At 42.0% G+C, this 20,920-nt stretch carries 26 protein-coding genes and 1 other RNA gene; 8 read left to right on the plus strand and 19 right to left on the minus strand.

The features are described 5' to 3' along the window. Positions 1-14 precede the first annotated feature (14 nt). Both ACFOGI_RS01220 and cysK read left to right on the plus strand, forming a co-directional pair. The gene (locus ACFOGI_RS01220; protein WP_390268050.1) at positions 15-443 is read left to right on the plus strand and encodes a PH domain-containing protein; all 429 of its coding nucleotides are present in this window, start codon (positions 15-17) and stop codon (positions 441-443) included. Positions 444-464: 21 nt separating this feature from the next. Continuing rightward, positions 465-1,385: a cysteine synthase A gene (cysK, locus tag ACFOGI_RS01225; protein WP_390267181.1), complete on the plus strand. Its 921-nt coding sequence runs from the start codon at positions 465-467 to the stop codon at positions 1,383-1,385. Positions 1,386-1,454: 69 nt separating this feature from the next. On the opposite strand, the gene ACFOGI_RS01230 is transcribed toward cysK, so the two are convergent. Both ACFOGI_RS01230 and ACFOGI_RS01235 read right to left on the minus strand, forming a co-directional pair. Next, a complete protein-coding gene (locus ACFOGI_RS01230) occupies positions 1,455-1,994 on the minus strand; it encodes a transcription repressor NadR (RefSeq protein ID WP_390267184.1) in 540 nt (179 codons plus the stop codon). A 7-nt stretch (positions 1,995-2,001) separates the two neighbouring features. Continuing rightward, positions 2,002-3,147: an IscS subfamily cysteine desulfurase gene (locus ACFOGI_RS01235; RefSeq protein ID WP_390267187.1), complete on the minus strand. Its 1,146-nt coding sequence runs from the start codon at positions 3,145-3,147 to the stop codon at positions 2,002-2,004. 120 nt (positions 3,148-3,267) lie between these two features. On the opposite strand from ACFOGI_RS01235, the gene nadB reads away from it, so the two are divergent. From nadB to nadA, 3 genes are read left to right on the plus strand one after another with little or no spacing between them, the layout of a single operon-like run. Continuing rightward, positions 3,268-4,803, plus strand: a complete 1,536-nt coding sequence (nadB, locus tag ACFOGI_RS01240; RefSeq protein WP_390267190.1) for an L-aspartate oxidase — start codon at positions 3,268-3,270, stop codon at positions 4,801-4,803. Positions 4,804-4,815: 12 nt separating this feature from the next. Then, positions 4,816-5,661 (plus strand): carboxylating nicotinate-nucleotide diphosphorylase, encoded by an 846-nt coding sequence (gene nadC / locus ACFOGI_RS01245; RefSeq protein WP_390267193.1) that lies wholly within the window; start codon positions 4,816-4,818, stop codon positions 5,659-5,661. Next, on the plus strand, positions 5,658-6,758 hold the full coding sequence (nadA, locus tag ACFOGI_RS01250; RefSeq protein ID WP_390267196.1) for a quinolinate synthase NadA: 1,101 nt from the start codon (positions 5,658-5,660) through the stop codon (positions 6,756-6,758). Before nadC ends, nadA begins: the two co-directional genes overlap by 4 nt. A gap of 278 nt (positions 6,759-7,036) precedes the next feature. Here nadA and ACFOGI_RS01255 read toward each other — a convergent pair whose 3' ends face one another. Beyond that, positions 7,037-8,560 (minus strand): FAD-dependent oxidoreductase, encoded by a 1,524-nt coding sequence (locus ACFOGI_RS01255; RefSeq protein WP_390267199.1) that lies wholly within the window; start codon positions 8,558-8,560, stop codon positions 7,037-7,039. Between the two features lie 138 nt (positions 8,561-8,698). Here ACFOGI_RS01255 and ACFOGI_RS01260 point away from each other — a divergent pair, with 138 nt between their 5' ends. Further along, positions 8,699-8,971, plus strand: coding sequence for an acylphosphatase (locus tag ACFOGI_RS01260; RefSeq protein WP_390267202.1), 273 nt, complete (start codon positions 8,699-8,701; stop codon positions 8,969-8,971). A gap of 58 nt (positions 8,972-9,029) precedes the next feature. Here the strand turns inward: ACFOGI_RS01260 and ACFOGI_RS01265 are convergent, their stop codons facing one another. Further along, on the minus strand, positions 9,030-9,269 hold the full coding sequence (locus ACFOGI_RS01265) for an indolepyruvate ferredoxin oxidoreductase subunit alpha (protein WP_390267205.1): 240 nt from the start codon (positions 9,267-9,269) through the stop codon (positions 9,030-9,032). Positions 9,270-9,407: 138 nt separating this feature from the next. Here ACFOGI_RS01265 and ACFOGI_RS01270 point away from each other — a divergent pair, with 138 nt between their 5' ends. After that, positions 9,408-10,598, plus strand: coding sequence for a M14 family zinc carboxypeptidase (locus tag ACFOGI_RS01270; protein WP_390267208.1), 1,191 nt, complete (start codon positions 9,408-9,410; stop codon positions 10,596-10,598). A gap of 33 nt (positions 10,599-10,631) precedes the next feature. Here the strand turns inward: ACFOGI_RS01270 and ACFOGI_RS01275 are convergent, their stop codons facing one another. From ACFOGI_RS01275 to ACFOGI_RS01320, 10 genes are all read right to left on the minus strand, one after another. Further along, entirely contained in the window at positions 10,632-10,838 is a 207-nt protein-coding gene (locus ACFOGI_RS01275; protein ID WP_390267211.1) for a DUF6501 family protein, read from the minus strand. Between the two features lie 52 nt (positions 10,839-10,890). Then, on the minus strand, positions 10,891-11,850 hold the full coding sequence (msrB, locus tag ACFOGI_RS01280) for a peptide-methionine (R)-S-oxide reductase MsrB (protein WP_390267214.1): 960 nt from the start codon (positions 11,848-11,850) through the stop codon (positions 10,891-10,893). 77 nt (positions 11,851-11,927) lie between these two features. Then, positions 11,928-12,371 (minus strand): VrrA/YqfQ family protein, encoded by a 444-nt coding sequence (gene vrrA, locus ACFOGI_RS01285; protein ID WP_390267217.1) that lies wholly within the window; start codon positions 12,369-12,371, stop codon positions 11,928-11,930. Between the two features lie 303 nt (positions 12,372-12,674). Then, positions 12,675-12,890: a YozE family protein gene (locus ACFOGI_RS01290; protein WP_390267219.1), complete on the minus strand. Its 216-nt coding sequence runs from the start codon at positions 12,888-12,890 to the stop codon at positions 12,675-12,677. Between the two features lie 15 nt (positions 12,891-12,905). Continuing rightward, positions 12,906-13,670, minus strand: a complete 765-nt coding sequence (gene tatC, locus ACFOGI_RS01295; RefSeq protein WP_390267222.1) for a twin-arginine translocase subunit TatC — start codon at positions 13,668-13,670, stop codon at positions 12,906-12,908. A gap of 81 nt (positions 13,671-13,751) precedes the next feature. Then, a complete protein-coding gene (locus ACFOGI_RS01300; protein WP_390267225.1) occupies positions 13,752-13,928 on the minus strand; it encodes a twin-arginine translocase TatA/TatE family subunit in 177 nt (58 codons plus the stop codon). Between the two features lie 21 nt (positions 13,929-13,949). Beyond that, positions 13,950-14,156, minus strand: a complete 207-nt coding sequence (locus ACFOGI_RS01305; RefSeq protein ID WP_390267228.1) for a twin-arginine translocase TatA/TatE family subunit — start codon at positions 14,154-14,156, stop codon at positions 13,950-13,952. A 139-nt stretch (positions 14,157-14,295) separates the two neighbouring features. Further along, positions 14,296-14,784, minus strand: a complete 489-nt coding sequence (locus ACFOGI_RS01310; protein WP_390267231.1) for a dihydrofolate reductase — start codon at positions 14,782-14,784, stop codon at positions 14,296-14,298. A 24-nt stretch (positions 14,785-14,808) separates the two neighbouring features. Beyond that, complete coding sequence (locus ACFOGI_RS01315) at positions 14,809-15,765, minus strand: thymidylate synthase (RefSeq protein WP_390267234.1); 957 nt, start codon at positions 15,763-15,765, stop codon at positions 14,809-14,811. A gap of 48 nt (positions 15,766-15,813) precedes the next feature. Beyond that, the gene (locus tag ACFOGI_RS01320; protein WP_390267237.1) at positions 15,814-16,413 is read right to left on the minus strand and encodes an HD domain-containing protein; all 600 of its coding nucleotides are present in this window, start codon (positions 16,411-16,413) and stop codon (positions 15,814-15,816) included. Positions 16,414-16,754: 341 nt separating this feature from the next. Between ACFOGI_RS01320 and ACFOGI_RS01325 the strand changes: the two genes are divergently transcribed. Continuing rightward, positions 16,755-16,955 carry a cold-shock protein gene (locus ACFOGI_RS01325; protein ID WP_375053123.1) on the plus strand — a complete coding sequence of 67 codons (201 nt, stop codon included), beginning with the start codon at positions 16,755-16,757 and terminating at the stop codon, positions 16,953-16,955. 73 nt (positions 16,956-17,028) lie between these two features. On the opposite strand, the gene ACFOGI_RS01330 is transcribed toward ACFOGI_RS01325, so the two are convergent. The 5 genes from ACFOGI_RS01330 to gpsB form a co-directional block, all read right to left on the minus strand. Continuing rightward, on the minus strand, positions 17,029-17,487 hold the full coding sequence (locus ACFOGI_RS01330; protein WP_390267241.1) for an isoprenylcysteine carboxyl methyltransferase family protein: 459 nt from the start codon (positions 17,485-17,487) through the stop codon (positions 17,029-17,031). 61 nt (positions 17,488-17,548) lie between these two features. Beyond that, positions 17,549-18,658: a type III polyketide synthase gene (locus ACFOGI_RS01335; protein WP_390267244.1), complete on the minus strand. Its 1,110-nt coding sequence runs from the start codon at positions 18,656-18,658 to the stop codon at positions 17,549-17,551. 183 nt (positions 18,659-18,841) lie between these two features. Further along, entirely contained in the window at positions 18,842-19,975 is a 1,134-nt protein-coding gene (locus tag ACFOGI_RS01340; protein ID WP_390267247.1) for a THUMP domain-containing class I SAM-dependent RNA methyltransferase, read from the minus strand. 150 nt (positions 19,976-20,125) lie between these two features. Next, an RNA gene (gene rnpB, locus ACFOGI_RS01345) (RNase P RNA component class B) lies at positions 20,126-20,502 on the minus strand. A 78-nt stretch (positions 20,503-20,580) separates the two neighbouring features. Further along, on the minus strand, positions 20,581-20,901 hold the full coding sequence (gpsB, locus tag ACFOGI_RS01350) for a cell division regulator GpsB (protein ID WP_390267250.1): 321 nt from the start codon (positions 20,899-20,901) through the stop codon (positions 20,581-20,583). Positions 20,902-20,920 lie beyond the last annotated feature (19 nt).

A 20,920-nucleotide genomic window follows, 5' to 3' on the forward strand; every position in this document is an offset into this window, starting at 1 on the left:
GTGATATATAATTGATGTATTCTATGTGTAAGGAGAATGTGATGTACTTCCCATCCAAAAAAGACCACTGGTTAACAGCTTTGATGTGGGGAATAGCTGTCATTGGTGTTGCTACTCCTTTAATAAGGGGTTATCTGTCCGGGGCAATATTTGTGCTGCCGTTCTCCTTATTGTTATTATGGTTCTGGTTCCGTACTGGCTACATAATCCAAAACAACCTCTTAATTATCAGATATGGCCCCATCAGGCTAAAAGTCAACATCGACCAGATCATCGAAATCAGGAAAGTAAAAAGTATATTTGCTGCTCCAGCCCTGTCCCGTCACCGCTTGGAAATCTATTCGGGCAGATATAATATCGTGTCCGTCTCACCGAACCAGGAAAAAGAATTCATCGATGAACTGATCCGACAAAACCCCGATTTAGAAATCAGAAAAAAATAAAACAGGAATGAGGGATAACGTATGAGAGTCGTTAATAATGTTACAGAACTTATCGGTCAAACCCCATTGGTGAAGTTAAATAGAATTGTCCCTGAAGAAGCAGCCGATGTATATGTCAAATTGGAGGCATTCAACCCAAGTAAGAGCGTAAAGGATAGAGCTGCCTTCAATATGATTAAGGTGGCAGAGGAAGAAGGATTAATCGAACCAGGGGCTACGATCATTGAGCCGACAAGCGGAAATACAGGCATCGGGCTTGCTATGAATGCATCTGCCAAAGGTTATAAAGCGATTATGGTGATGCCTGATAACAGCACAATGGAGAGACGGAATATCCTCAAGGCATATGGGGCTGAGGTTGTACTGACTCCTAGTGAAGAAAAGATGCCAGGGGCCATTCGAAAGGCGCTTGAACTCCAGAAGGAAATCCCGGGAAGCTTTATTCCCCAGCAATTCGAGAACACAGCCAACCCGGATATCCATCGTACCACTACTGCATTGGAAATTTATGAGCAGATGGATGGAAAGCTGGATGCCTTTGTATGCACAGCAGGAACCGGTGGAACTGTTACGGGAACCGGTGAGGCTTTACGCGAAAAACTTCCGGATTTGCATGTTGCTGTCGTGGAACCTGAAGGATCTCCCGTCCTTTCCGGGGGGCAACCGGGAAAGCATAAGCTGGTTGGTACGAGTCCTGGATTTGTTCCGGATATCCTCAATACTGAAGTATACAATGAAATTATCCGGATAGAAGACGATCAGGCCATCGGGATTTTGAGAAAGCTGGCCAGAATGGAGGGAATCTTTGTGGGTCCTTCCGGTGCTGCGGCCATCTATGCAGCTATCAATGTGGCCAAAAATATTGGAAAGGGTAAACAGGTTGTTTGCATCGCTCCGGATTCCGGAGAGCGTTATTTGAGTATGGACCTATTTGAGGACTAATTAAAAACCCCGGCATCTTATTGATGTCGGGGTTTTTAAATGAAGATCAAGTAATTCAAGAAACATATACTATTGGGAAAAAAGTATTCCTGCATCGTCAAGATCCTTGCAAGCGGACTCGATTTTCCCCATGGAATCTGCTTCTAAGGTATGAAGATGTATACCATCGGTCAGTGTCAATAAATACGCAGCTTCTGTATCCTGTATCCGCCTTACAAATTCATCTGCCTCTTTTCGATTGCTCACCCGCAAAGAAGCGGTCAAGTCACCATATACGGGATGTTCCACAATCACATCCTTCACTGTCACGCCATGATCCACGATATGATAGAGCTCATCCAGCGTTTGTTCAGGTACATGTTTGCAGACGACGACTTTGCGCTGTGTCTCTTTGTCAGCAGCTTGGCTCATATAGAAATACCCTTGGCTGGTTGCAATGATTGGTTCATTTTTGGCCTTAAGAATGGACACATCCTGTACAATCACTTGTCTGCTGACATTTGCTCGTTTGGCAAATTCACTCCCGGTAATTGGCTTTGATGATTGTTTGAGCATCTCAATAATCAATTCATGCCTCATCCTGCTGGACATTTTGATCTGTTCTTTCATATTCCAATCATCTCCTTATCGCAGAAAAATACTCTTCCGTCAGCATTTTAAATACCTCTGCTGCTGTATGTATGTCATTTCTCGTGGTGTGTTCACCAAAAGATAGACGTATTAGTTGCTTTGCTTCCAAATTCGACCTTCCTAATGCTAAAAGGGTGGAAGATGGCTCCTGATTGCCAGATTGACATGCGCTGCCGGTAGAAATAGCTACTCCATGCCGGTTGCATTCAAGCATGGCATACTGTCCTTCCATCCCTCCTATGCGGAAACCGAGAATATGAGCCAGGCAATGGTCAGACGAACCTTCTATGTATATAGGAACAGGCAGGGCTGTCAATAGATCAACCATCTCAGCACGCAGACTGCTGATTCGCTGGTTTTCTTGTGCCATCTTCGTATATACAGACTCTGCGGCGGCAATGAATGCAGCGATACCTGGTACATTGACTGTTCCAGGTCTGAATCCTTTTTCATGTGTTGTAGAAGGAATGGTGGGAATCCATTTTACTTTAGGAGCGATATAAGCGGCTCCTACTCCTTTAGGCCCGTATATTTTATGGCTGGATACAGATAAGCTGTCAATTTTCAATTGGTGAATATTAATATCCATTTTACCAAAAGCCTGCACAGCATCACAATGAAAGATCACCCCTCGTTGATCCAATAGTTCACCAATTTCCCCAATTGGCTGGATGGTTCCTATTTCTGCATTCACAAATTGTATGGACACAAGTATGGTTGTTGATTTTACAGCAGCTTCCAAGTCTAGTATGCGTACTCTTCCGGTTTCATCGGTAGGCAGATAGGTGATTTCAAACCCTTTATTTTCCATTCTTTGAAAGAAATGTCGAACGGATGAATGTTCGCCGTGGCTGGTAATTATATGGTTTCCTTTGTGTTTATGGGCTTCCATCAAAGATAGAAGAGCTAAAACGTTTGCCTCTGAACCACTACCGGTAAAATAAAAACCATCCTGGTCACCATTGAGAAGCCGTGACAACTCACTACGGCACATTTCCAGAAGCTGGAGGGAGTGGGACCCGGTATCATGTAAACTGCTAGGATTGCCAAAATAATCCTTGGAAGCTTTTATATATGAATCGATTGCTTCATTCGATACTGGTGTCGTTGCTGCATAATCCAAATATATCATTTGCCATACTCCTCAAAAAATTTTTAGAATTGACTTGCTAATATAGTAAACTTATGTAAATATATATGTCAAGACACCTGTATATACTAAAATAAATAACAACTCAATGGGAGGTGTATCATGCAAGTCTATGACGTAATTATAATTGGTAGCGGCTTGGCAGCACTGACCGCTGCAGGACGTTTAAGTTTGGACAGAAATGTGATTTTGTTCACAAAGTCACAAGACAAAGACAGCAACTCATATCAAGCGCAGGGAGGAGTGGCTGCGGCCATTGCGGCAGACGATGATTGGCAGCAACATTTCACGGACACGATGAATGCCGGAGCTTTTCATAACCTCTCCAAAAATCTCGAACAATTAACAAAACAGGGGGTCAGCACCATAACTGAATTAATAAAAGAAGGGATGCACTTTGACAAGGGGACGGACGGTAATTTGGACTTGGCTAAGGAAGGAGGCCATTTAAAGAGAAGAATCCTGCACGCAGGTGGGGATGCGACAGGGAAAGCTCTCGTTTCTTTTATGTTATCTCTTCTGAAAGAGAAAGTAGAGATAAGAGAATACGAGATGGCTGTTGATTTAATGATCCAGAATGGACACTGTATCGGTGTTCACGCTACATGTGCAGATGGAGAAATACGTCAATATCAGGCTCCTGCCACTATTATCGCGACAGGGGGGTGCGGCCAAGTTTATACATATAATTCCAATGATTCTACTATAACTGGTGATGGTATAGCGATGGCTTACCGGGCGGGAGCACTCTTGACAGATATGGAATTTATTCAATTTCATCCAACCGTATTGTATCAAAACAAACGGGCGATTGGATTGATTTCAGAGGCGGTGCGCGGGGAGGGAGCATTTCTTCAAGATCGCCAAGGGAACCGAATCATGGAGGGGGTTCATGAGCATAAAGATCTGGCACCACGTGATATTGTAGCCAGAACGATTTTCAACGAAATGGAGCGGGGAGAAGATGTCTTTTTAAATATCTCTCCTGTGAGACATTTCTCCAGACGTTTTCCGACCATTCACCAATTATGCAAAAGATATGGTCTCGACCCCGCCGGACAATTACTGCCAGTTATCCCCGCGGCACACTTCTTGATGGGTGGAATTAAAGCTGACAGCAATGGGGAAACCTCAATTGACGGATTGTTTGCAGTTGGGGAAACAGCCTGCACGGGGGTGCATGGCGCCAATCGAATCGCTAGTAATTCCCTTTTGGAAGCAATGGTCTTTGGTAACAGGACGGCAGAAAGAATCTTAGAGAAAAGGACAAAAATGCCAGCTAATACAAATGACTCTCTGAACGTAGACCACCACACTGCAAGTCTTCCCGACAAACAGGAGATCTCAGAAAGAATGTCCAAAAATGTAGGGGTTATAAGGACTCGACAAGGTTTAGAAGAAATGAAGAATTGGCTGGAACAATTTGATTTCCTGCATATCAATCAGCTGACCTTGACCAAAGATGAAATCGAAACGATCAACATGTTGACAGTCTCCTGGCTGATTACCACTTCGGCTTTAGAAAGAAATGCAAGCATTGGCAGCCACTTCCGAGCGGATTACCCAGTACCAGTCCAGCATGCAGGAAGGAAAGAAATCATCAGGCACATATCAGAAAATATAGTGGAACCAGTATAGGAGGGAAGAACATTGAATTCATTGGCGTTGCGGGAACATCTTAAGCATTTTCTAATGGAAGACATTGGACACACGGATATAACTAGCAGGTCCATCTTTCCTGACAATCAACAAGGAAACGGATTGATTCTTGCAAGAGAAGACGGTGTAATTTCAGGCCTTCAGGTTATCGGTAGTGCCTACCATTTGCTCGATCCGGCCATTGAAGTTACTACATACACCAGGGATGGGGAAAGGGTGCAGGCAGGGGAAACGATTGCAGAAATTACTGGCCCGGTATCCCAGCTGCTTGCAGGTGAGAGAGTAATTTTGAATTTGATACAGCGTATGAGCGGCATTGCTACATTAACCAGTAAATGTATATCCCTTCTGAATGATCCTTCCATTCATCTTTATGATACCCGAAAGACGACACCGGGCCTTAGAATGTTTGAAAAATATGCAGTTACGACAGGTGGAGGCAAAAATCACCGGTACGGATTATACGATGGAATGATGATTAAGGATAACCATATTTCTTATTGCGGATCCATTACCAAAGCTGTCCGGACAGCTCGGCAGAAGACAGGTCATATGATGAAGATAGAAGTGGAAACAGAGACAAAGGCAGAAGTCATCGAAGCAGTAGAAGCGGGGGCAGATGTCATCATGTTTGATAATCGGAGTCCGAAGGAAGTGAAGGAATTTGCAGCACTTGTCCCAAAATCCATCATTACCGAAGCCTCCGGCGGCATTACTCCGGAAGATTTGCCTTTCTATGCAGATACAAATGTCAACTATATATCCCTGGGATTTTTGACACATTCCGCAAAAGCATTGGACATCAGTTTTCAAGTAAATGAGGGGGAGAAAAAATGAGCGTAATGGAAATGCTACAAAACAAGAACAGCAGCATGCTGCCAGAGCATTATAAGACCATGCAAGTAGAAGAGATGGAAAATCGCATCCTGAAAATAAAGAGGAGAATGGGGGAGAAACTATTCATTCCAGGCCACCATTATCAAAAGGATGAAGTTATCCAGTTTGCAGATACAACAGGTGATTCGCTTAAGCTTGCCCAAGTATCCGCCGATCAAGCGAAAGCTGAATTCATTGTGTTCTGCGGTGTCCACTTCATGGCCGAGACAGCAGATATTCTAACAGCAGATGAAACGAAAGTTATTCTACCAGACATGCGGGCTGGCTGTTCCCTAGCTGATATGGCAAATATTACACAGACAGAGCGAGGTTGGGAAGTGATGCAGCAAGAATTCGGCGATACCATTATACCTCTGACGTATATTAATTCAAGTGCTGACATCAAAGCATTTGTCGGAGATAATGGGGGTGCGACGGTAACTTCATCAAATGCCCGGCACATGCTGGAATGGGCACTCACACAGAAAGAGAGGGTGTTATTCCTGCCCGATCAGCATTTGGGGAGAAATACCGCACGTGAACTGGGAATAAAACCAGAGGAGATGGCAGTATGGGATCCAATAAAAGATTGCTTTGAATACGAGGGCGATCTAAAAAATGTAAAAATCATCCTCTGGAAAGGGCATTGCTCTGTACATGCCAATTTCAGTGTCTATAACATAGAGCAAACCCGTCATGCGGATCCTGCGGTAAATGTAATTGTCCATCCGGAATGCAGCAGAGAAGTAGTGGAAGGTGCCGACTATGCAGGGTCGACCAAATATATTATAGAGACCATTGAAAATGCAGAGCCTGGGACCAAATGGGCTGTCGGGACGGAGATGAATCTGGTGAACCGCCTGATGAGCCAACACAAGGATAAGGAAGTTTTTTCTTTGAATCCGCATATGTGTCCATGTTTGACTATGAATCGAATTGATCTGCCACATTTATTATGGACACTGGAAAGCTTGGCTGAAGGTAATGTTATCAACCAAATTCAAGTCGGAGAATCTGTGAGTAATAAAGCATATCAAGCGATTACACGAATGTTCTAATCAAATAAGTTAAACAAACAGCGGGAATGCGACATGATTCCGCTGTTTGTTTGGTGTAGAGAGGGGGAAGGTTTATGACCGACAAGATGCCCCATATTTTTAAATTATTTTCTAGTTTACATAATATTTATTATCGGAAGTTATGTGAGAAAACGATTTTTTTGTCTCTATAACTAAGTATACTAGTGATATTGAGATATTAGATAAAAAAACATGCTGATATATTCATTTCATATCAGCATGTTTTTTTTATGACCTCAACTCTGTTATTAACATCATCAAGGATCAATCTTCTTCAAAGGTTTTTGAGCGGGTCCTTCGATAACGTCTCCAGTATAGGAAAATCTGGAACCATGACACGGACAGTCCCACGTACGATCACCGGAATTCCATTCGACTTCACACCCCATATGTGTACATGTGGTGTCGACAACATGCAGATTTTCTTCCTTATCCTTATACGCACCTGCACGTTGACCGTTGATTCGAATAACCGCAGCATCATCAGCTAATAATTCATCTATCTTCCGTTCCCTTTGTTCCATCTTGCCCCGCACCATATGTTTTACTACATCTGCATTGATTTGGGCAAATTCCCTAATTCCAGGATGCCCCTTGAATCTGGATGGCTGATAAATTTCTGCATACGCGTTTTCCTTCTTTAAGATTTTATCTGTAAGAATTTTCGCTGCTATCGTTCCGTTGGTCATACCCCATTTTCTATAGCCGGTAGCAATGAGAATATGGTCCTGATCTTTTTCCAATGAACCAACGTATGGAATTTTATCCAATGTGGTCAAATCCTGTGCAGACCACCTATATACCACTTCTTCCATATCAAAATTTTCTTCGGAAAACGCTTGCAAAGCATTGTAATGTTCCATGGTCGGTTTGCCTTGCCCAGTTTTGTGATTTTCACCACTGATCAACCATAATTTTTCTCCATTAAATGTGGTAGAACGTATAGATCTCGTCGGTGATTCGGCGTTAATGTACATACCTCCAGGGTATTTTTGACTTGTTTTGATACCTAAAACATAGGCCCTTTCCGCGTACATCCTTGCAAAATAAAGACCTCGCTTATCCTGAAAAGGAAAATGGGTAGCTGCTATGATATTCTTGCATGTGATCCGGTGGCCATCTTTCGTCAGAATAGCTGGTTGATTATTATACTCTACATCAGTTGCTACGGTATTTTCATAAAATTTCACACCTTGCTCTATGCATAGTTCGGTAAGAGCCTTAAGGTATTTGAGCGGATGGAATTGAGCTTGATTTTTCATCATCAATGCCGATTTCACAGCGAGATTCAAGGGCAGATGATCCGTCAGTTCTCCTGGAATTCCCAGTTTATCATATGCTTCCTTCTCCTTCTGTAACTGTTGGACATAGGAGTCCTCGTTCGTATAGATATAAGCATCTTCCGTCTGGAAGTCACATTCGATCTGATGCTTCTCAATATTTTGTTTAATCAGCTCTTTAGCTTCTTCTGCAGCCTGATAGTATTTGCTGGCAACTTCCTCCCCGAAATGTTGGATGAACTCATCGTAAATGAGTCCATGCTGAGCAGTGATTTTCGCCGTGGTGTGCCCAGTAGTACCATTAAGTATTTGATCAGCATCCAAAACAGCCACTTTTATATTCTGACTGGAAAGTAGATAGGCGGCAGTAATACCTGTAATACCAGCGCCTGCAATCGCAACATCCACGGAAATGGATTCCTCCAATGGGGGGAATGTGGGAAGCTCAATACTATCTCTCCAGTATGTTTCTGGATTGTTTGGCAGTTGATGGTCTTCCATTGACAGTAGCTCCTTTATTGGTTCGCTTTATTGTTATATAGTACTAGTATTGACTGAACACAGTTCGACTATGTAAAGACATAGGAACGTTTTAAAATGATATGCGAGGAAATAGAACTGAAGAAGGAGTTGATTTGAATGAATAAACAACTGATCGTCAGAGGAAAAGTTCAAGGAGTAGGATTTCGGTATTCAGCCCAGCAGGAGGCGCAGAAAATGGGGCTGACTGGATGGGTCAAAAACAAACAAGACGGAAGTGTTGAACTGGAGGTTGAAGGCTCTGATCGCAAAGTGGATGATTTTATCCAGAAGTTACAAGACGGTTTGAACCGTTCCATTTATGTGGAGGATATCATGGTGCATAAGGAGACATCTCAAAAAGGCTATGAGGATTTCTCCATAAAACGATAATATCCGGCAGCCTTTCGAGGCTGTCGGATATTATTCATCTTGCATACGGTTTTTAAACTTAACGGTCTTCAAAAAACTTTTGATTAATTTCAATGAATTTTTGTTCCTCTTCCGGAACTTCATCTTCCATATAAATGGCTTCTACCGGACAAACTGCTTCACATGCCCCGCAGTCAATACAGATATCAGGATCGATGTAGAACATATCTTTTCCTTCTTCTATACAATCAACCGGGCAGACTTCCACGCACTCTCCCGATTTTTCTTCCATACATGGTGACGTTATAACGAATGCCAATTTAATTTCCTCCTTTCGCCTCGTTCATGACGTAATCTATTACAATATTATACCTTATTTTACCTAAAAAATAAAATATTCATCTTTCGGGTTTGTCTACATATTATTTATTATTATGGTATAAGGGAGAGAATTAATATGGAAATCACTGTACGCCCCGGGGATTCCTACTGGTATTATAGCCAACTATTCGACGTTCCTCTTATCCTTATTCAAGATTCCAACCCGCAGATTAATCCTGATCAATTGTTTCCGGGCAGACAAATTCAAATCCCAGGCTATGAAGTCCTGCAATATACCATTACAGCAAATGACTCTCTATGGTCTATTGCTATGAATCAAAATCTCCCAATCGACAGTCTGTTTTTATTGAATCAAATGGTGGATCCAATGGCATTGCCTGTAGGCAGCCAGCTGTTCATACCAAGACGCATCAATGAACTGGTAATCAGTGATATCAACGGATATACGTATGAAAAGATGAGTCGGGACATTGAACGATTAGTGAACATATATCCTTTTATTGCAGCCGGTTCTGCCGGTAGTTCTGTAATGGGCAAGCAAATGACAGAACTTCGAGTCGGAGACGGTCCACGCAACGTCCATATAAACGGTTCCTTCCATGCCAACGAGTGGATCACCACCCCGGTGATCATCCGCTTTCTCAATGAGTATGCGAGAGCTCTGACTAATAGTCTGCCACTCCGTGGACTGTTTATGCTGCCGTCTTATATGGACTACACTCTTTCCACAGTCCCGATGGTAAATCCGGATGGGGTCAATCTGGTAATCAATGGTGCTTCTTCGGCTGGAGACTTTCAAAGGGAAGTATTGCAGATAAACAATGGAAACGACGATTTTTCGAATTGGAAAGCTAATATACATGGAGTTGATTTGAATAATCAGTTTCCTGCACTGTGGGAGATAGAATCCGAAAGAAAGCCCTCTGTTCCACAACCAAGAGATTTTCCAGGCTTTTCACCATTGTCAGAGCCTGAGTCCATTGCGATGGCAGAATTGGCAAATAGGAGGGATTTCCTACGGGTGATAGCCTTTCATACACAAGGTGAAGTAATATTTTGGGGATTCGAAGGCATAGAGCCACCAGAATCGGAGAGCATAGCAGAGGAATTTGCCCGGACCAGTGGGTATACTTCTATACAATATGTTGACAGTTATGCAGGATATAAAGACTGGTTTATTCAGAAGTTTCGCAGGCCGGGTTTCACTATAGAGCTTGGCAGAGGTATCAATCCTCTGCCCTTGGAACAATTCGCAGAAATTTATGAGGAGAGCTTAGGAATCATGCTTGCCAATCTTTATCTGTAATTTTGTAAAAAAATAACAGGGGGATCACCCCTGTTATTTTACTTCCTTGAAATAATCCTTCAGGAATCCCCCTACTCTATTGCTGTTATCTATAATGAAATAGAATTCTTCTGTTTCGTTTTTTACATCATATACCTTTCCAGGTGTTAACTTGTTATCCACGACAAACTTTTTTGCATCAGCATGGACACATTCAATTCTTTTGATGGTTTCTGTGTTTTCCCAATTTAAATGAATCACTGTTTACCCTCTTTCCCGACATGTTGTTTACATAATATTATTATAGTTAACATTAATCCTTAAATAGATGAAGGTATTCTCCATACCCTTCTTTTTCCATACTTTCTTTCGGGATGAAACGCATTGCTGCAGAATTCATGCAGTAGCGTAATCCCCCCGCTTCCTTTGGTCCATCTTCAAACACATGTCCCAGATGGGAGTCCGATGACTTGCTTCGGATTTCTGTACGGATCATCCCGTGGGATTGGTCCATTTTCTCGTTCACTTCATATCTGTCTACAGGTTTCGTAAAGCTTGGCCACCCGCAAGAGGCGTCAAACTTGTCCTTCGAAGAAAACAGGACATTTCCTGAGATGATATCGACGTAAATACCATCTTCGAATGTGTCCCAGTATTCATTTCTGAAAGGCATTTCTGTCCCATTCTCTTGTGTCACATGATATTGCTCAGGGGTCAATTTCTTCTTTAATTCTTCTTTGTCTACTTTAGACTGCCAAGTATTCTTAATGAAATCTTCCCTTCCAGATCCTTTTTTGTATAATCGGTAGTGAAAAGAGTTCTTTTTATAATAATCCTGATGTTTCTCTTCAGCCGGATAGAAGTGCTTAGCCGGCCGGATTTCTGTTAAGACTGGTTTAGAAAACTTGCCGCTTTCCTGCAATTCTTTCTTGGAAGCTTCCGCGATTTTCCTTTGATCCTCATTATGATAAAAAATTGCAGTCTTGTAGGACTCTCCTCTATCGTTGAACTGCCCTCCTGGATCAGTGGGATCAATCTGCTGCCAAAAAGTGGTCAGAAGCTTCTCATAAGGAAAGATATCCGGATCAAAAGTAATTTGAACAGCTTCCACATGGCCGGTAGTATTGGAGCACACCTCTTCATAGGTTGGATGCTCTACGGAACCACCTGTGTAACCCGATACCACTTGAATAATACCAGGTCGTTCGTCAAATGGTTCCACCATGCACCAGAAACAGCCGCCTGCAAATGTTGCGATCTCTTCTTTGGCCATTTTATAACCTCCAGTAAATCATACTTACCACTATTTTTTCGTTTCTGGTCAAAAAAATCAAGTATGGCGGCTTAGCTCTAGATAAATAATCGAGGTGTAGACTCTCCCCTGTTCCTTCTATCAGTTGTTCTATCTGTTTTTCTTCTTTCTTTAGAAGATGGCTCATCGTATACTGCATCTTGTTTGCTAAATGATTTTGTATCTGTTTCCGCTTCTTGATCAGGGCTGTCTTCTATTTCTTTTATCGCTTTCATCATCCTATACATAGCAGGAAGGTTTTTCACCATTGGGCCATATTCCTGAACAATCGGCGCAGCCGATTGGACCACTTTCAATACTTGTTCTACATTTCCAAGCGTCTTGGACAGTCCCTCTACTCCCTTATTGATTCTCTCTGCAGGAATACGTCTATCTGAAAAACCCCTACGGTTGGCTCCACGCGGTTGCTGTGCTGGAAACATAAAATCGCTTCTCTCATAACTGCCTGGGTGGTTTCTTGGATGTTGGGGCGGAAAAAACATATCATACTCCTCCTTTACAGTATTTCGCATACAGTATTGTATGTTTTAAAGATAAATACGTATAGGCAGGCCGACATCCATACCACTATTTCCCGGGTAACCGCAGAAACTACCAAGATTCCCACAAAAGTCCGTACGTATTAGCGAATCGGGTAAATACTTGCTAAAAAATGTCACGATCATTCCTATAAAATAAAACTATTATTTTGTCATGGTGATTATTGATCAAACGTTTGTTTGAATTATTATTTCACTAAAAATAACCATAAATAAAATGCTGCCCCATCATTGGAGCAGCATTTATTAACTGTTCTTGTATTCATCCCATAATTCATCGAAAGTCATTAAAGCATTAGGAAAAGGACTATTCCATTCCAAGTAGCTGCTGATTTCATCATAATCTTCCGTGTACTTGGGGAAGGTATGATCTTGGAAGGCCCAATCAGCCAGTCTGCTATAGTCGTCGGGTCTTTTTTTTCCTCTGTAAGTCAGGAGGAATTGATAAAACGATCGTCTCACGCTATCCCCTCCCCCTTAATCAATATGATCACTTGCCATAAACTCTTCATGTTTGCGTTCCTTTTTCCTGTATACCAGTTTGGATAGGTGAATACTGATTTCGTATAAAAGGATCAGGGGAACCGCAACGACAATCTGAAGAACAAAATCAGGAGGCGTCACAATCGTGCCAATGATAATCAATATAAAATAACCATATTTTCTCGTTTTAGCCATAAAATCAGGTGTTAGTATTCCTATGGAAGTCAGAAACATGGCAATGATTGGTATTTCAAATAAAACAGCAAAAGGCAGCGTCACACGCAGCAGGAATTTAAAATACCTGTCGACTGTGAACATCTCATTGAACATTCCTTCATTTAAAGAAAGCAAGAAGGGTAGAATCATTTCAATGAACATAAAATACCCAAAAACCAATCCAGCTATGAATAACAAGAAAAGTGCTGGTATGTATGCTAGAGATGCCCGTCTTTCAGTCTGGGTCAATCCAGGCTTTACAAATGCCCATATTTGATAAGCCAGCAATGGTACAGTTGCGATAATCGCAATAAGTCCTGCCATGGTAAAGTAAATCCATATGATTTCCCCAGGGGATATTACATTAAGCTGAAAATCAAGGTCCCTTACAAAAAACCAGTATATATCTCTGGAATAGATAAATCCTGCAATAAAAAAAGCGATAAAGAATATGGCTGTGACAATCAATCGATTTCTCAGTTCAGATAAATGCCCCGTAAAGTTCATTTCCTTTTCGTTCGCTTCAAAATTTTCCTCAGCCATTCATTTCACACTCCCAATCTTGGACACAAAAGAAGATGCAAGGTTCTTTTCCTTACACCTTCACGATTCAAGCATTAAGGATTATTGCTTTTTCGTCGTTGTGTCATCATCTGATACAATATCCTTTGTAGCATTCTTAAATTCCTTCAAGGACGCTCCGAAAGCTTTGCCGATTTCTGGCAATTTGGACGGTCCGAAAATCACCAATGCAACAATCAGTATCAAAATCAACCCAGGGACGCCAATACTGCTGAACATATTATTCACTCCCCAAGAATTCTATTTGCTTTCTTTCCCGTCGATTATTTCTTTGGTTTCACTAAATTCATCGGTGACATCACTAGTCAGTTCTTTTGTGGAATTCTTGAATTCCTTTAATGTTTGTCCCGCCGCTTTGCCAATTTCCGGAAGTTTTTTTGGTCCGAAAATGACCAACGCAATAGTTAGAATGAGAATGAGCCCCGGGATGCCTATACTTGATAACATAGCTACACCTTCTTTATCAATTAGTATGCAACAACTTGTCTCCATTACGTCTCACTGCTGTAAAACAAAGTCACGCTATTACAGGTAAAGTTTAACATGGTTATCCAGAAATAGACAACAATTTCCCGCGCTACTCCTATTATAGCCGATCATACTGCAGAAAATAATAATGATAAGGATTTTTTTGGTCTTTGTCCCCTTTAACTTTCGAAGTCAGCCGCCACTCGTTTTTATTGAATGCAGGGAAGAAAGTATCCCCTTCAAATACTTCATCAATAAAGGTGATGTACATGCGATCGACATAATCCATAGCCTGTTCAAAAATACGGCCGCCGCCAATGATGATGAATTCCTCGTCCGGTCTCTCCTCATTCCATTTTTTAATCACTGACAAGTCACTGATTACTTCCACACCCTGAGGAAAATCTCCTCCCTTCCTGCTTACCACTACGTTCGTTCGATTTGGCAAAACCTTTCCGATTGACTCAAATGTTTTCCTGCCCATAATGATCGTCTTTCCTGTTGAAGTTTCTTTGAAAAAACGGAGGTCTTTCGGCAGATGCCAGGGTAGATCATTGTTGTGGCCGATCACATGGTTTCGATCCATCGCAACTAGCAAAGATATCATTTACTCCTCTCCTTTTATCGAAATTTATACAGCTATCGGTGCTTTTATGGAAGGATGGGGTTGATAACCCTGAATGTCAAAATCGCTCAGCTCAAAATCAAAGATGGACTCTTTGTCACGGTTGATGATAAGCTGAGGCAGTTTGCGAGTCTCCCTTGAAAGCTGCTTCTTAACTTGTTCTACATGATTGGAATATATATGGGCATCTCCCAAAGTCAGAATGAATTCGCCTGTTTCCAAACCACATTCATGTGCAATTAATGAAGTTAACAATGCATAACTTGCAATATTGAATGGAACTCCAAGAAAAACATCCCCACTTCGCTGATACAGTTGACAGGACAGCCTACCGTCTGCCACATAAAATTGGAAGAGAGTATGGCATGGCGGCAGCGCCATGCTTGGTACATCCTCAGGATTCCAAGCAGAAACGATGTGTCTGCGGGAATGAGGGTTGTTCTTTAGTGAATGGATGACCTGCTTCAATTGGTCAATGGACTGCCCGGCGGATGTCTTCCAATCCCTCCACTGTTTTCCATAGACAGCACCCAAATCTCCATATTTGTCAGAAAATTCATCATCCGTTAGTACCTTCTTTTTGAATATCTCCATCTGCTCTTGATAAACCTGTTGAAACTCGGGATCTTTCTGGCTTCGAAGACCGAAGTCAGTCATATCCGGGCCGTTGTAATCCTCGCTATTCACCCAATTTTCGAATGCCCATTCATTCCAGATGTTGTTGTTGTTTTCCAGCAGGTAACGGATATTGGTATCACCTTTGATAAACCACAGTAATTCACTTGCAATCAATCGGAAAGGAACTTTTTTGGTAGTCAATAATGGAAATCCTTCCTGAAGGTTAAACCGCATCTGATAACCGAAGAGTGAGTAGGTCCCTGTACCGGTACGGTCCCCTTTTTTTGTGCCATCCTTGAGGATGGTTTCACATAAATCCAAATAAGTTTGTTCACTAGATCTCATTGTTATTCCTCCACAGTCAATATCTGTCCAAATTATTATAGCATAAGTTTATTCAGATGCCTGCCATTCCCGATGGAACTGCTTCAGAAATGTCAGAAGAAATTGATGCCTCTCTAAAGCAATTTCCTTTGCTGTTCCGGTATGCAAAGTATCTTGTAAGTGGAGTAGTTTATCATAAAAATGCTGAATGGAAGTTGCCCTGTCTCCATTCCCGTGAATCGGCTGTTCGTTCGCTCCTCCATAAGCAAACGTCCTGGCAATTCCGACCGCTCCTATTGCATCCAATCGATCGGCATCCTGTACAATCATTCCTTCCTTAGTCTTTGGTATCTCCCCCTTGTGGTAGGAAGTATCTTTAAAGGCTGCCTCGATATTTTCAATGGTGGTCGAGTCCGGATGAAGTGATTGAAGGAAATCATGCAGCTTCTCCAATGATTCTTCAGGCCGGGAGAATAGTTTCCTGTCACCGATATCATGCAGCCAGGCAGCTGCCTCGGCTATGAACGGGTCTGCTGCTTCATTTTTGGAAATGTGTTTCGCCATACCAGCAACCCGCCTCATATGGTGGAAATCATGCCCTGTCACATCTTCTTCAAATAAATGATAGGTGTAGTCCTGTATTTCCTTGAGAATTTTGTCCTTTTTCAATTGTCCATCCTCTCTCCCTCCTGTATGTCTTATACTTTCTATTCCATTATACTGACCGACATAAAGATTTACACTCACAAGAGTCAGGATGGGATTTGCTGGAAATGTAAAGGTTGTCATTTACAGAAAAAGTGTGTGGTTATTTCTTGACTACGCTCTTCAAATGAGCTATATTAGTGGCAAGCAAAGAAGATGTGCGGATTCATTAATGACAGGCAGCTTCTATAGAAGTAGGTGTACTTATGATCCTGCACTTCTATAGAACTGCCTGTTTTTTTGATTTTCTGCTGTCTCCTTTGTATTACCACGTTTTACGTGAAAGTTTCTAGGAGGATTATTTAATGGAAAACGGAGTAGTAAAATGGTTTAACGCAGAAAAAGGCTATGGCTTCATTCAATTGGAAGAAGGCAATGATGTATTCGTACATTATTCCGCTATCCAAGAAGAAGGATTCAAAACATTAGAAGAAGGCCAGGAAGTTTCTTTTGAGATTGTTGAAGGTGAACGTGGGCCACAAGCTGCAAATGTAACAAAAAAATAATTATAAATAGAACAAAGCGGTAATCCCTAGGGATTACCGCTCTTTTTGAGCTTTCTGTCAATGACGATAACATTCATCCTCTTTTTTCCATCTGGGCCAGTGCTCTTTCTTCTGCCGGAATGCGAATCGCCAGCAGTAAAATATGCAGGAATGGAAATAGGATCGCTGTGTAGATTGCTCCAAACAATAATGGTATGACAAATAGTTCAATACCTACCACCACATAATTCGGATGCTTTACATACTTGTAAGGGCCTTTAGCCACAGGAGAAAACTTGGGATTTACAATAATTTTCGTGTTCCAGAACCTTCCCAGTGACTGGATACACCACACTCTTATCATCTGGGTCAAGATAAAGATTAGAAGCAGGACATGGTTCAATTCAAGATGATGTACTCCTCTAACATATGCCTCTATAAAGATGGAAAGAAAAAACAGGACATGAACGAGGACAAAGAGCTTATAATGGCCTCCTTCTTTTTCCACTCCCCCCTTATTCTTCATCCATCTTTCATTTCGCTTTGCTATCACTAACTCCCCCAACCGTTGCAATATCAATAGAATTAATAATACCCACATATATACAGGCATGCTATTTCCACTCCATCAATAATAGTTCTGAACTGAAACCTGGACCAAGAGCTGATAGAATGCTGATCTCGTTTTCATCAACCTTCCTTCGCAGCATATCTCCCAATACATAGAGAACCGTAGCGGAGGACATATTCCCATGCTTCCGAAGTATTTCATAGGAAGATGAAAGTTTGCTCTTCTTGGTTTCCAATACATCTTCCATCGCTTCGAGCACCTTTTTGCCGCCTGGATGTGCAATAAAAGAATGGATATGCTTTTCGGCCAAACTTGTCTTATGAAGAAAGGAGTATATATGCTCTTTCCAGAAAGATTCTACGAGTTGCGGAATACTCTTAGCAAATATAACTTCGAGCCCTGTATTGCTGACGTTCCAACCCATTACATCCTGGCTGTGTTTTTTTGTTCGAGAATCAGTTGTAATAATTCTTGGCATCTTCCTTTTTACCCTTTTTAGCAGTGGAGATTTTTCACCTACTGCTAAAGCCGCCGCGCTTCCATCTCCAAAAAGAGCTGTACCCACAATATTGCTCTTTTTTATGTCATGCTTCTGAAAAGTTAAGCTGCACAATTCCAGGCAAATTACCAGAGCGGTTTTCTCAGGATGGGCACGCAGCCAGTCAAAAGCACGCGACAGACCGATGGCTCCTCCTGCACAGCCAAGTCCCCATAATGGCATCCTGTAAATATCTTCCCGGAATGGCAGGTCGTTGAACAATTCAACTTCCATAGACGGAGTGGATATGCCTGTACTGGATACAAAAATGATCATATCCACTTCAGATGGTGAAATGTCAGCAGTATAAGCATGTTGATCTGTCAGGCAATTCATGACAGCTTCCACCATATGTTTTTTAGCCAATTGCTGATAAAGGTCATTCCTCTCTTTAAATGAATGCTCTTTCTTGTACCAGTCAGGTTCAACTACAAACTGCCTGTTTTCAATTAATGCATGATCAAAAACTGACAACAGTCTGTTTATCTTTCTTTCTGATGCAGGAAAGATTTCAGTTATCAGCTGTTTAACCTCTTCCTGGCTGAGATTATGTTCGGGTATGCTAGTACCGACTGAGCTGAGATAGGCCATATTTGATACACACCTTTGCTGCATATTTTTTCAGAACCTGCTTCTCTAGCCGTATATTCCCTATATTGGATAGTGCTCCATCCGACGTGAGGTGAGCGTGGGAAGTGTATGATAAGCGGACAGAACTCCCGATATTTGGTATGTCCCGTATCTTTTATTATCTCACAAGAGGAAAATAATAATCTGTACTAATCGACAGGAGCCATTCTACCCTTTTACCTTCTTCCCAAAAAATTGATAGTAGTCTGTCTTGATGAACCCGTTAAACAATTTCCTTTTTCTTGTAGCTTTCTGGCCAAAATGCTTTTCGAACTGCTCATGCGCTGTAAGGATATAAATACTCCAGCTAGGATGGTCCTTCATAATTTCACCGAGCTGCTGGTATAGTTTGGCTGCTTCGTCCTCATCCCCAAGCCTTTGCCCATACGGAGGGTTTCCTATTACATACCCATTTGCTTCCCTGATAAACATATCCCGCACTTGCATCTGCTTCCATGTAATCAAATCCGCCAACCCGGCTTCCACCGCATTGTCTTTAGCAACTTTGATCATACTATGATCTATATCCGATCCGGTTATATGAAGCTTCTGATCATAATCAGCTTTATCTTCTGCTTCCTCAAATGCATTCTCCCAGTGTTTATTGCGTATAAACTTCCACTGTTCCGAGTCGAACTCCCTATTGAAGCCAGGTGCAATGTTTTGACCGATCAGTGCTGCTTCAATAGCGATTGTTCCTGAGCCGCAAAAAGGATCAACCAGCGGATAGTCCGGTCTCCAGTTCGTAAGCATGACCAATGCAGCGGCCAATGTTTCTTTTAAAGGGGCTTCCCCTTGTCCCACACGATATCCCCTCTTATGCAGACCAGTCCCGGAAGTGTCCAACGTGAGCATTGCTGTATCTTTATGTAGAGCTACCTCCACCTTATACATTTCACCAGTCTCAGGCATGTTGGAAGCCATCCCGTATTTCAACTTCAAACGCTCGGCAATAGCTTTTTTGACAATGGACTGGCAGTCAGGTACGCTGTATAGCTTCGACTTAACAGATTTACCACTTACTGGAAACTGTCCTTCTTCGGATATGAATTCTTCCCAAGGCAAAGCCTTTGTAGATTCAAACAACTGATCAAAAGTTTCTGCAGTAAATCTGCCGACAAGCAGCTTTACTCGATCTGCACTCCTCAACCACAAATTACAGCGAGGTATGGCTGATAGTGGTGCTTCAAATACCACCCGTCCATTTTCCACCTCCACTTCATATCCCAACTGTCTTACTTCCTCGGCAACTATAGCTTCTAGGCCCATTGCTGCTGTAGCAATTAGTGTCACATGTCGCATAATTCATTTCCCTTCATTCTGAATTTAAGTCTATTTTAGCTTATCATAACCATTGCAGTGAAATGAAAACCTGCCATATAAAAAACCTTTCTTCTGGCTGAATCAGCCAAAAGAAAGGTTTGTTTATCCGTCTAAGTGGACCGTTAAATACTCGATAAGCCATGTTCTGTACCAATGTACTGCAAATGGTGGTCAACCTCGTACCTTGGTGGTAATCATCTATCTACAAGCATTGCCTGTCCCTCGTTCGGTTGAATTCCCTACTAAAGGATGCCCCTACCATAATTTTGGGTTGCTCACTCGTGGGGTTTACCTCGTTCCACCCGAAGTGTTTCCACTCCAGCTCCGTCACTGTGGCACTTTCAAAGGGTGTCTTCCATATCTATTGAGACTTAGGAATTCCCCCTGCCGTTAACCTAGAAGGTTACCTTGACTTATGATTTCGTCAAGCACGAACACTACAAACATCTCAGTCTGTGTGAGCATGGACTTTCCTCTGCATGGACATGCAGCGATTACCTGAGTATCTAACTCGAACAGATACTCATTGTAGCATATGAAACACCGTTACACAATAGGCAATAAATATTTGTCATTGCTTCTGATCAGGACTCATTAGCATTCGATGTGTCAGCAAACTTTTTTCCAAATACTGCCTTCTCCAAATTGGACAAACGTTTAAGCACGTCATAATTCACCTGCTGTGCTGGCTGGGAAGATCTTGTTCTGGTCTGATCCTGACTGGTTTTCTTCAACCGTTCGTTTTCTTGTTGCAAGCGTTCGATCTCTTGCATAAAAACATCATAATCCTGAATGACTACATCCAAAAATTCATCGACTTCTTCCTGGTTGTATCCTCTCATAGCTGTTTTGAATTCCTTTTCCAGGATTTCTTTTCCGTTCAGCTGTACACGATTAAGACTCATTGGATATTCACCTCAAATT

The organism is Virgibacillus xinjiangensis, from assembly GCF_042643145.1.
Classification (GTDB): Bacteria; Bacillota; Bacilli; order Bacillales; family Amphibacillaceae; genus Virgibacillus_O; species Virgibacillus_O xinjiangensis.

Excerpts from the sequence above, each read along its gene's own strand:
- ACFOGI_RS01220 (WP_390268050.1), top strand. The coding sequence starts at position 15 with ATGTATTCTATGTGTAAGGAGAATGTGATGTACTTCCCATCCAAAAAA.
- cysK (WP_390267181.1), top strand. The coding sequence starts at position 465 with ATGAGAGTCGTTAATAATGTTACAGAACTTATCGGTCAAACCCCATTG.
- ACFOGI_RS01230 (WP_390267184.1), bottom strand. The coding sequence starts at position 1,994 with ATGAAAGAACAGATCAAAATGTCCAGCAGGATGAGGCATGAATTGATT.
- ACFOGI_RS01235 (WP_390267187.1), bottom strand. The coding sequence starts at position 3,147 with ATGATATATTTGGATTATGCAGCAACGACACCAGTATCGAATGAAGCA.
- nadB (WP_390267190.1), top strand. The coding sequence starts at position 3,268 with ATGCAAGTCTATGACGTAATTATAATTGGTAGCGGCTTGGCAGCACTG.
- nadA (WP_390267196.1), top strand. The coding sequence starts at position 5,658 with ATGAGCGTAATGGAAATGCTACAAAACAAGAACAGCAGCATGCTGCCA.
- ACFOGI_RS01255 (WP_390267199.1), bottom strand. The coding sequence starts at position 8,560 with ATGGAAGACCATCAACTGCCAAACAATCCAGAAACATACTGGAGAGAT.
- ACFOGI_RS01260 (WP_390267202.1), top strand. The coding sequence starts at position 8,699 with ATGAATAAACAACTGATCGTCAGAGGAAAAGTTCAAGGAGTAGGATTT.
- ACFOGI_RS01270 (WP_390267208.1), top strand. The coding sequence starts at position 9,408 with ATGGAAATCACTGTACGCCCCGGGGATTCCTACTGGTATTATAGCCAA.
- msrB (WP_390267214.1), bottom strand. The coding sequence starts at position 11,850 with ATGGCCAAAGAAGAGATCGCAACATTTGCAGGCGGCTGTTTCTGGTGC.
- vrrA (WP_390267217.1), bottom strand. The coding sequence starts at position 12,371 with ATGTTTTTTCCGCCCCAACATCCAAGAAACCACCCAGGCAGTTATGAG.
- tatC (WP_390267222.1), bottom strand. The coding sequence starts at position 13,670 with ATGGCTGAGGAAAATTTTGAAGCGAACGAAAAGGAAATGAACTTTACG.
- ACFOGI_RS01300 (WP_390267225.1), bottom strand. The coding sequence starts at position 13,928 with ATGTTCAGCAGTATTGGCGTCCCTGGGTTGATTTTGATACTGATTGTT.
- ACFOGI_RS01305 (WP_390267228.1), bottom strand. The coding sequence starts at position 14,156 with ATGTTATCAAGTATAGGCATCCCGGGGCTCATTCTCATTCTAACTATT.
- ACFOGI_RS01310 (WP_390267231.1), bottom strand. The coding sequence starts at position 14,784 with ATGATATCTTTGCTAGTTGCGATGGATCGAAACCATGTGATCGGCCAC.
- ACFOGI_RS01315 (WP_390267234.1), bottom strand. The coding sequence starts at position 15,765 with ATGAGATCTAGTGAACAAACTTATTTGGATTTATGTGAAACCATCCTC.
- ACFOGI_RS01325 (WP_375053123.1), top strand. The coding sequence starts at position 16,755 with ATGGAAAACGGAGTAGTAAAATGGTTTAACGCAGAAAAAGGCTATGGC.
- ACFOGI_RS01335 (WP_390267244.1), bottom strand. The coding sequence starts at position 18,658 with ATGCAGCAAAGGTGTGTATCAAATATGGCCTATCTCAGCTCAGTCGGT.
- ACFOGI_RS01340 (WP_390267247.1), bottom strand. The coding sequence starts at position 19,975 with ATGCGACATGTGACACTAATTGCTACAGCAGCAATGGGCCTAGAAGCT.
- gpsB (WP_390267250.1), bottom strand. The coding sequence starts at position 20,901 with ATGAGTCTTAATCGTGTACAGCTGAACGGAAAAGAAATCCTGGAAAAG.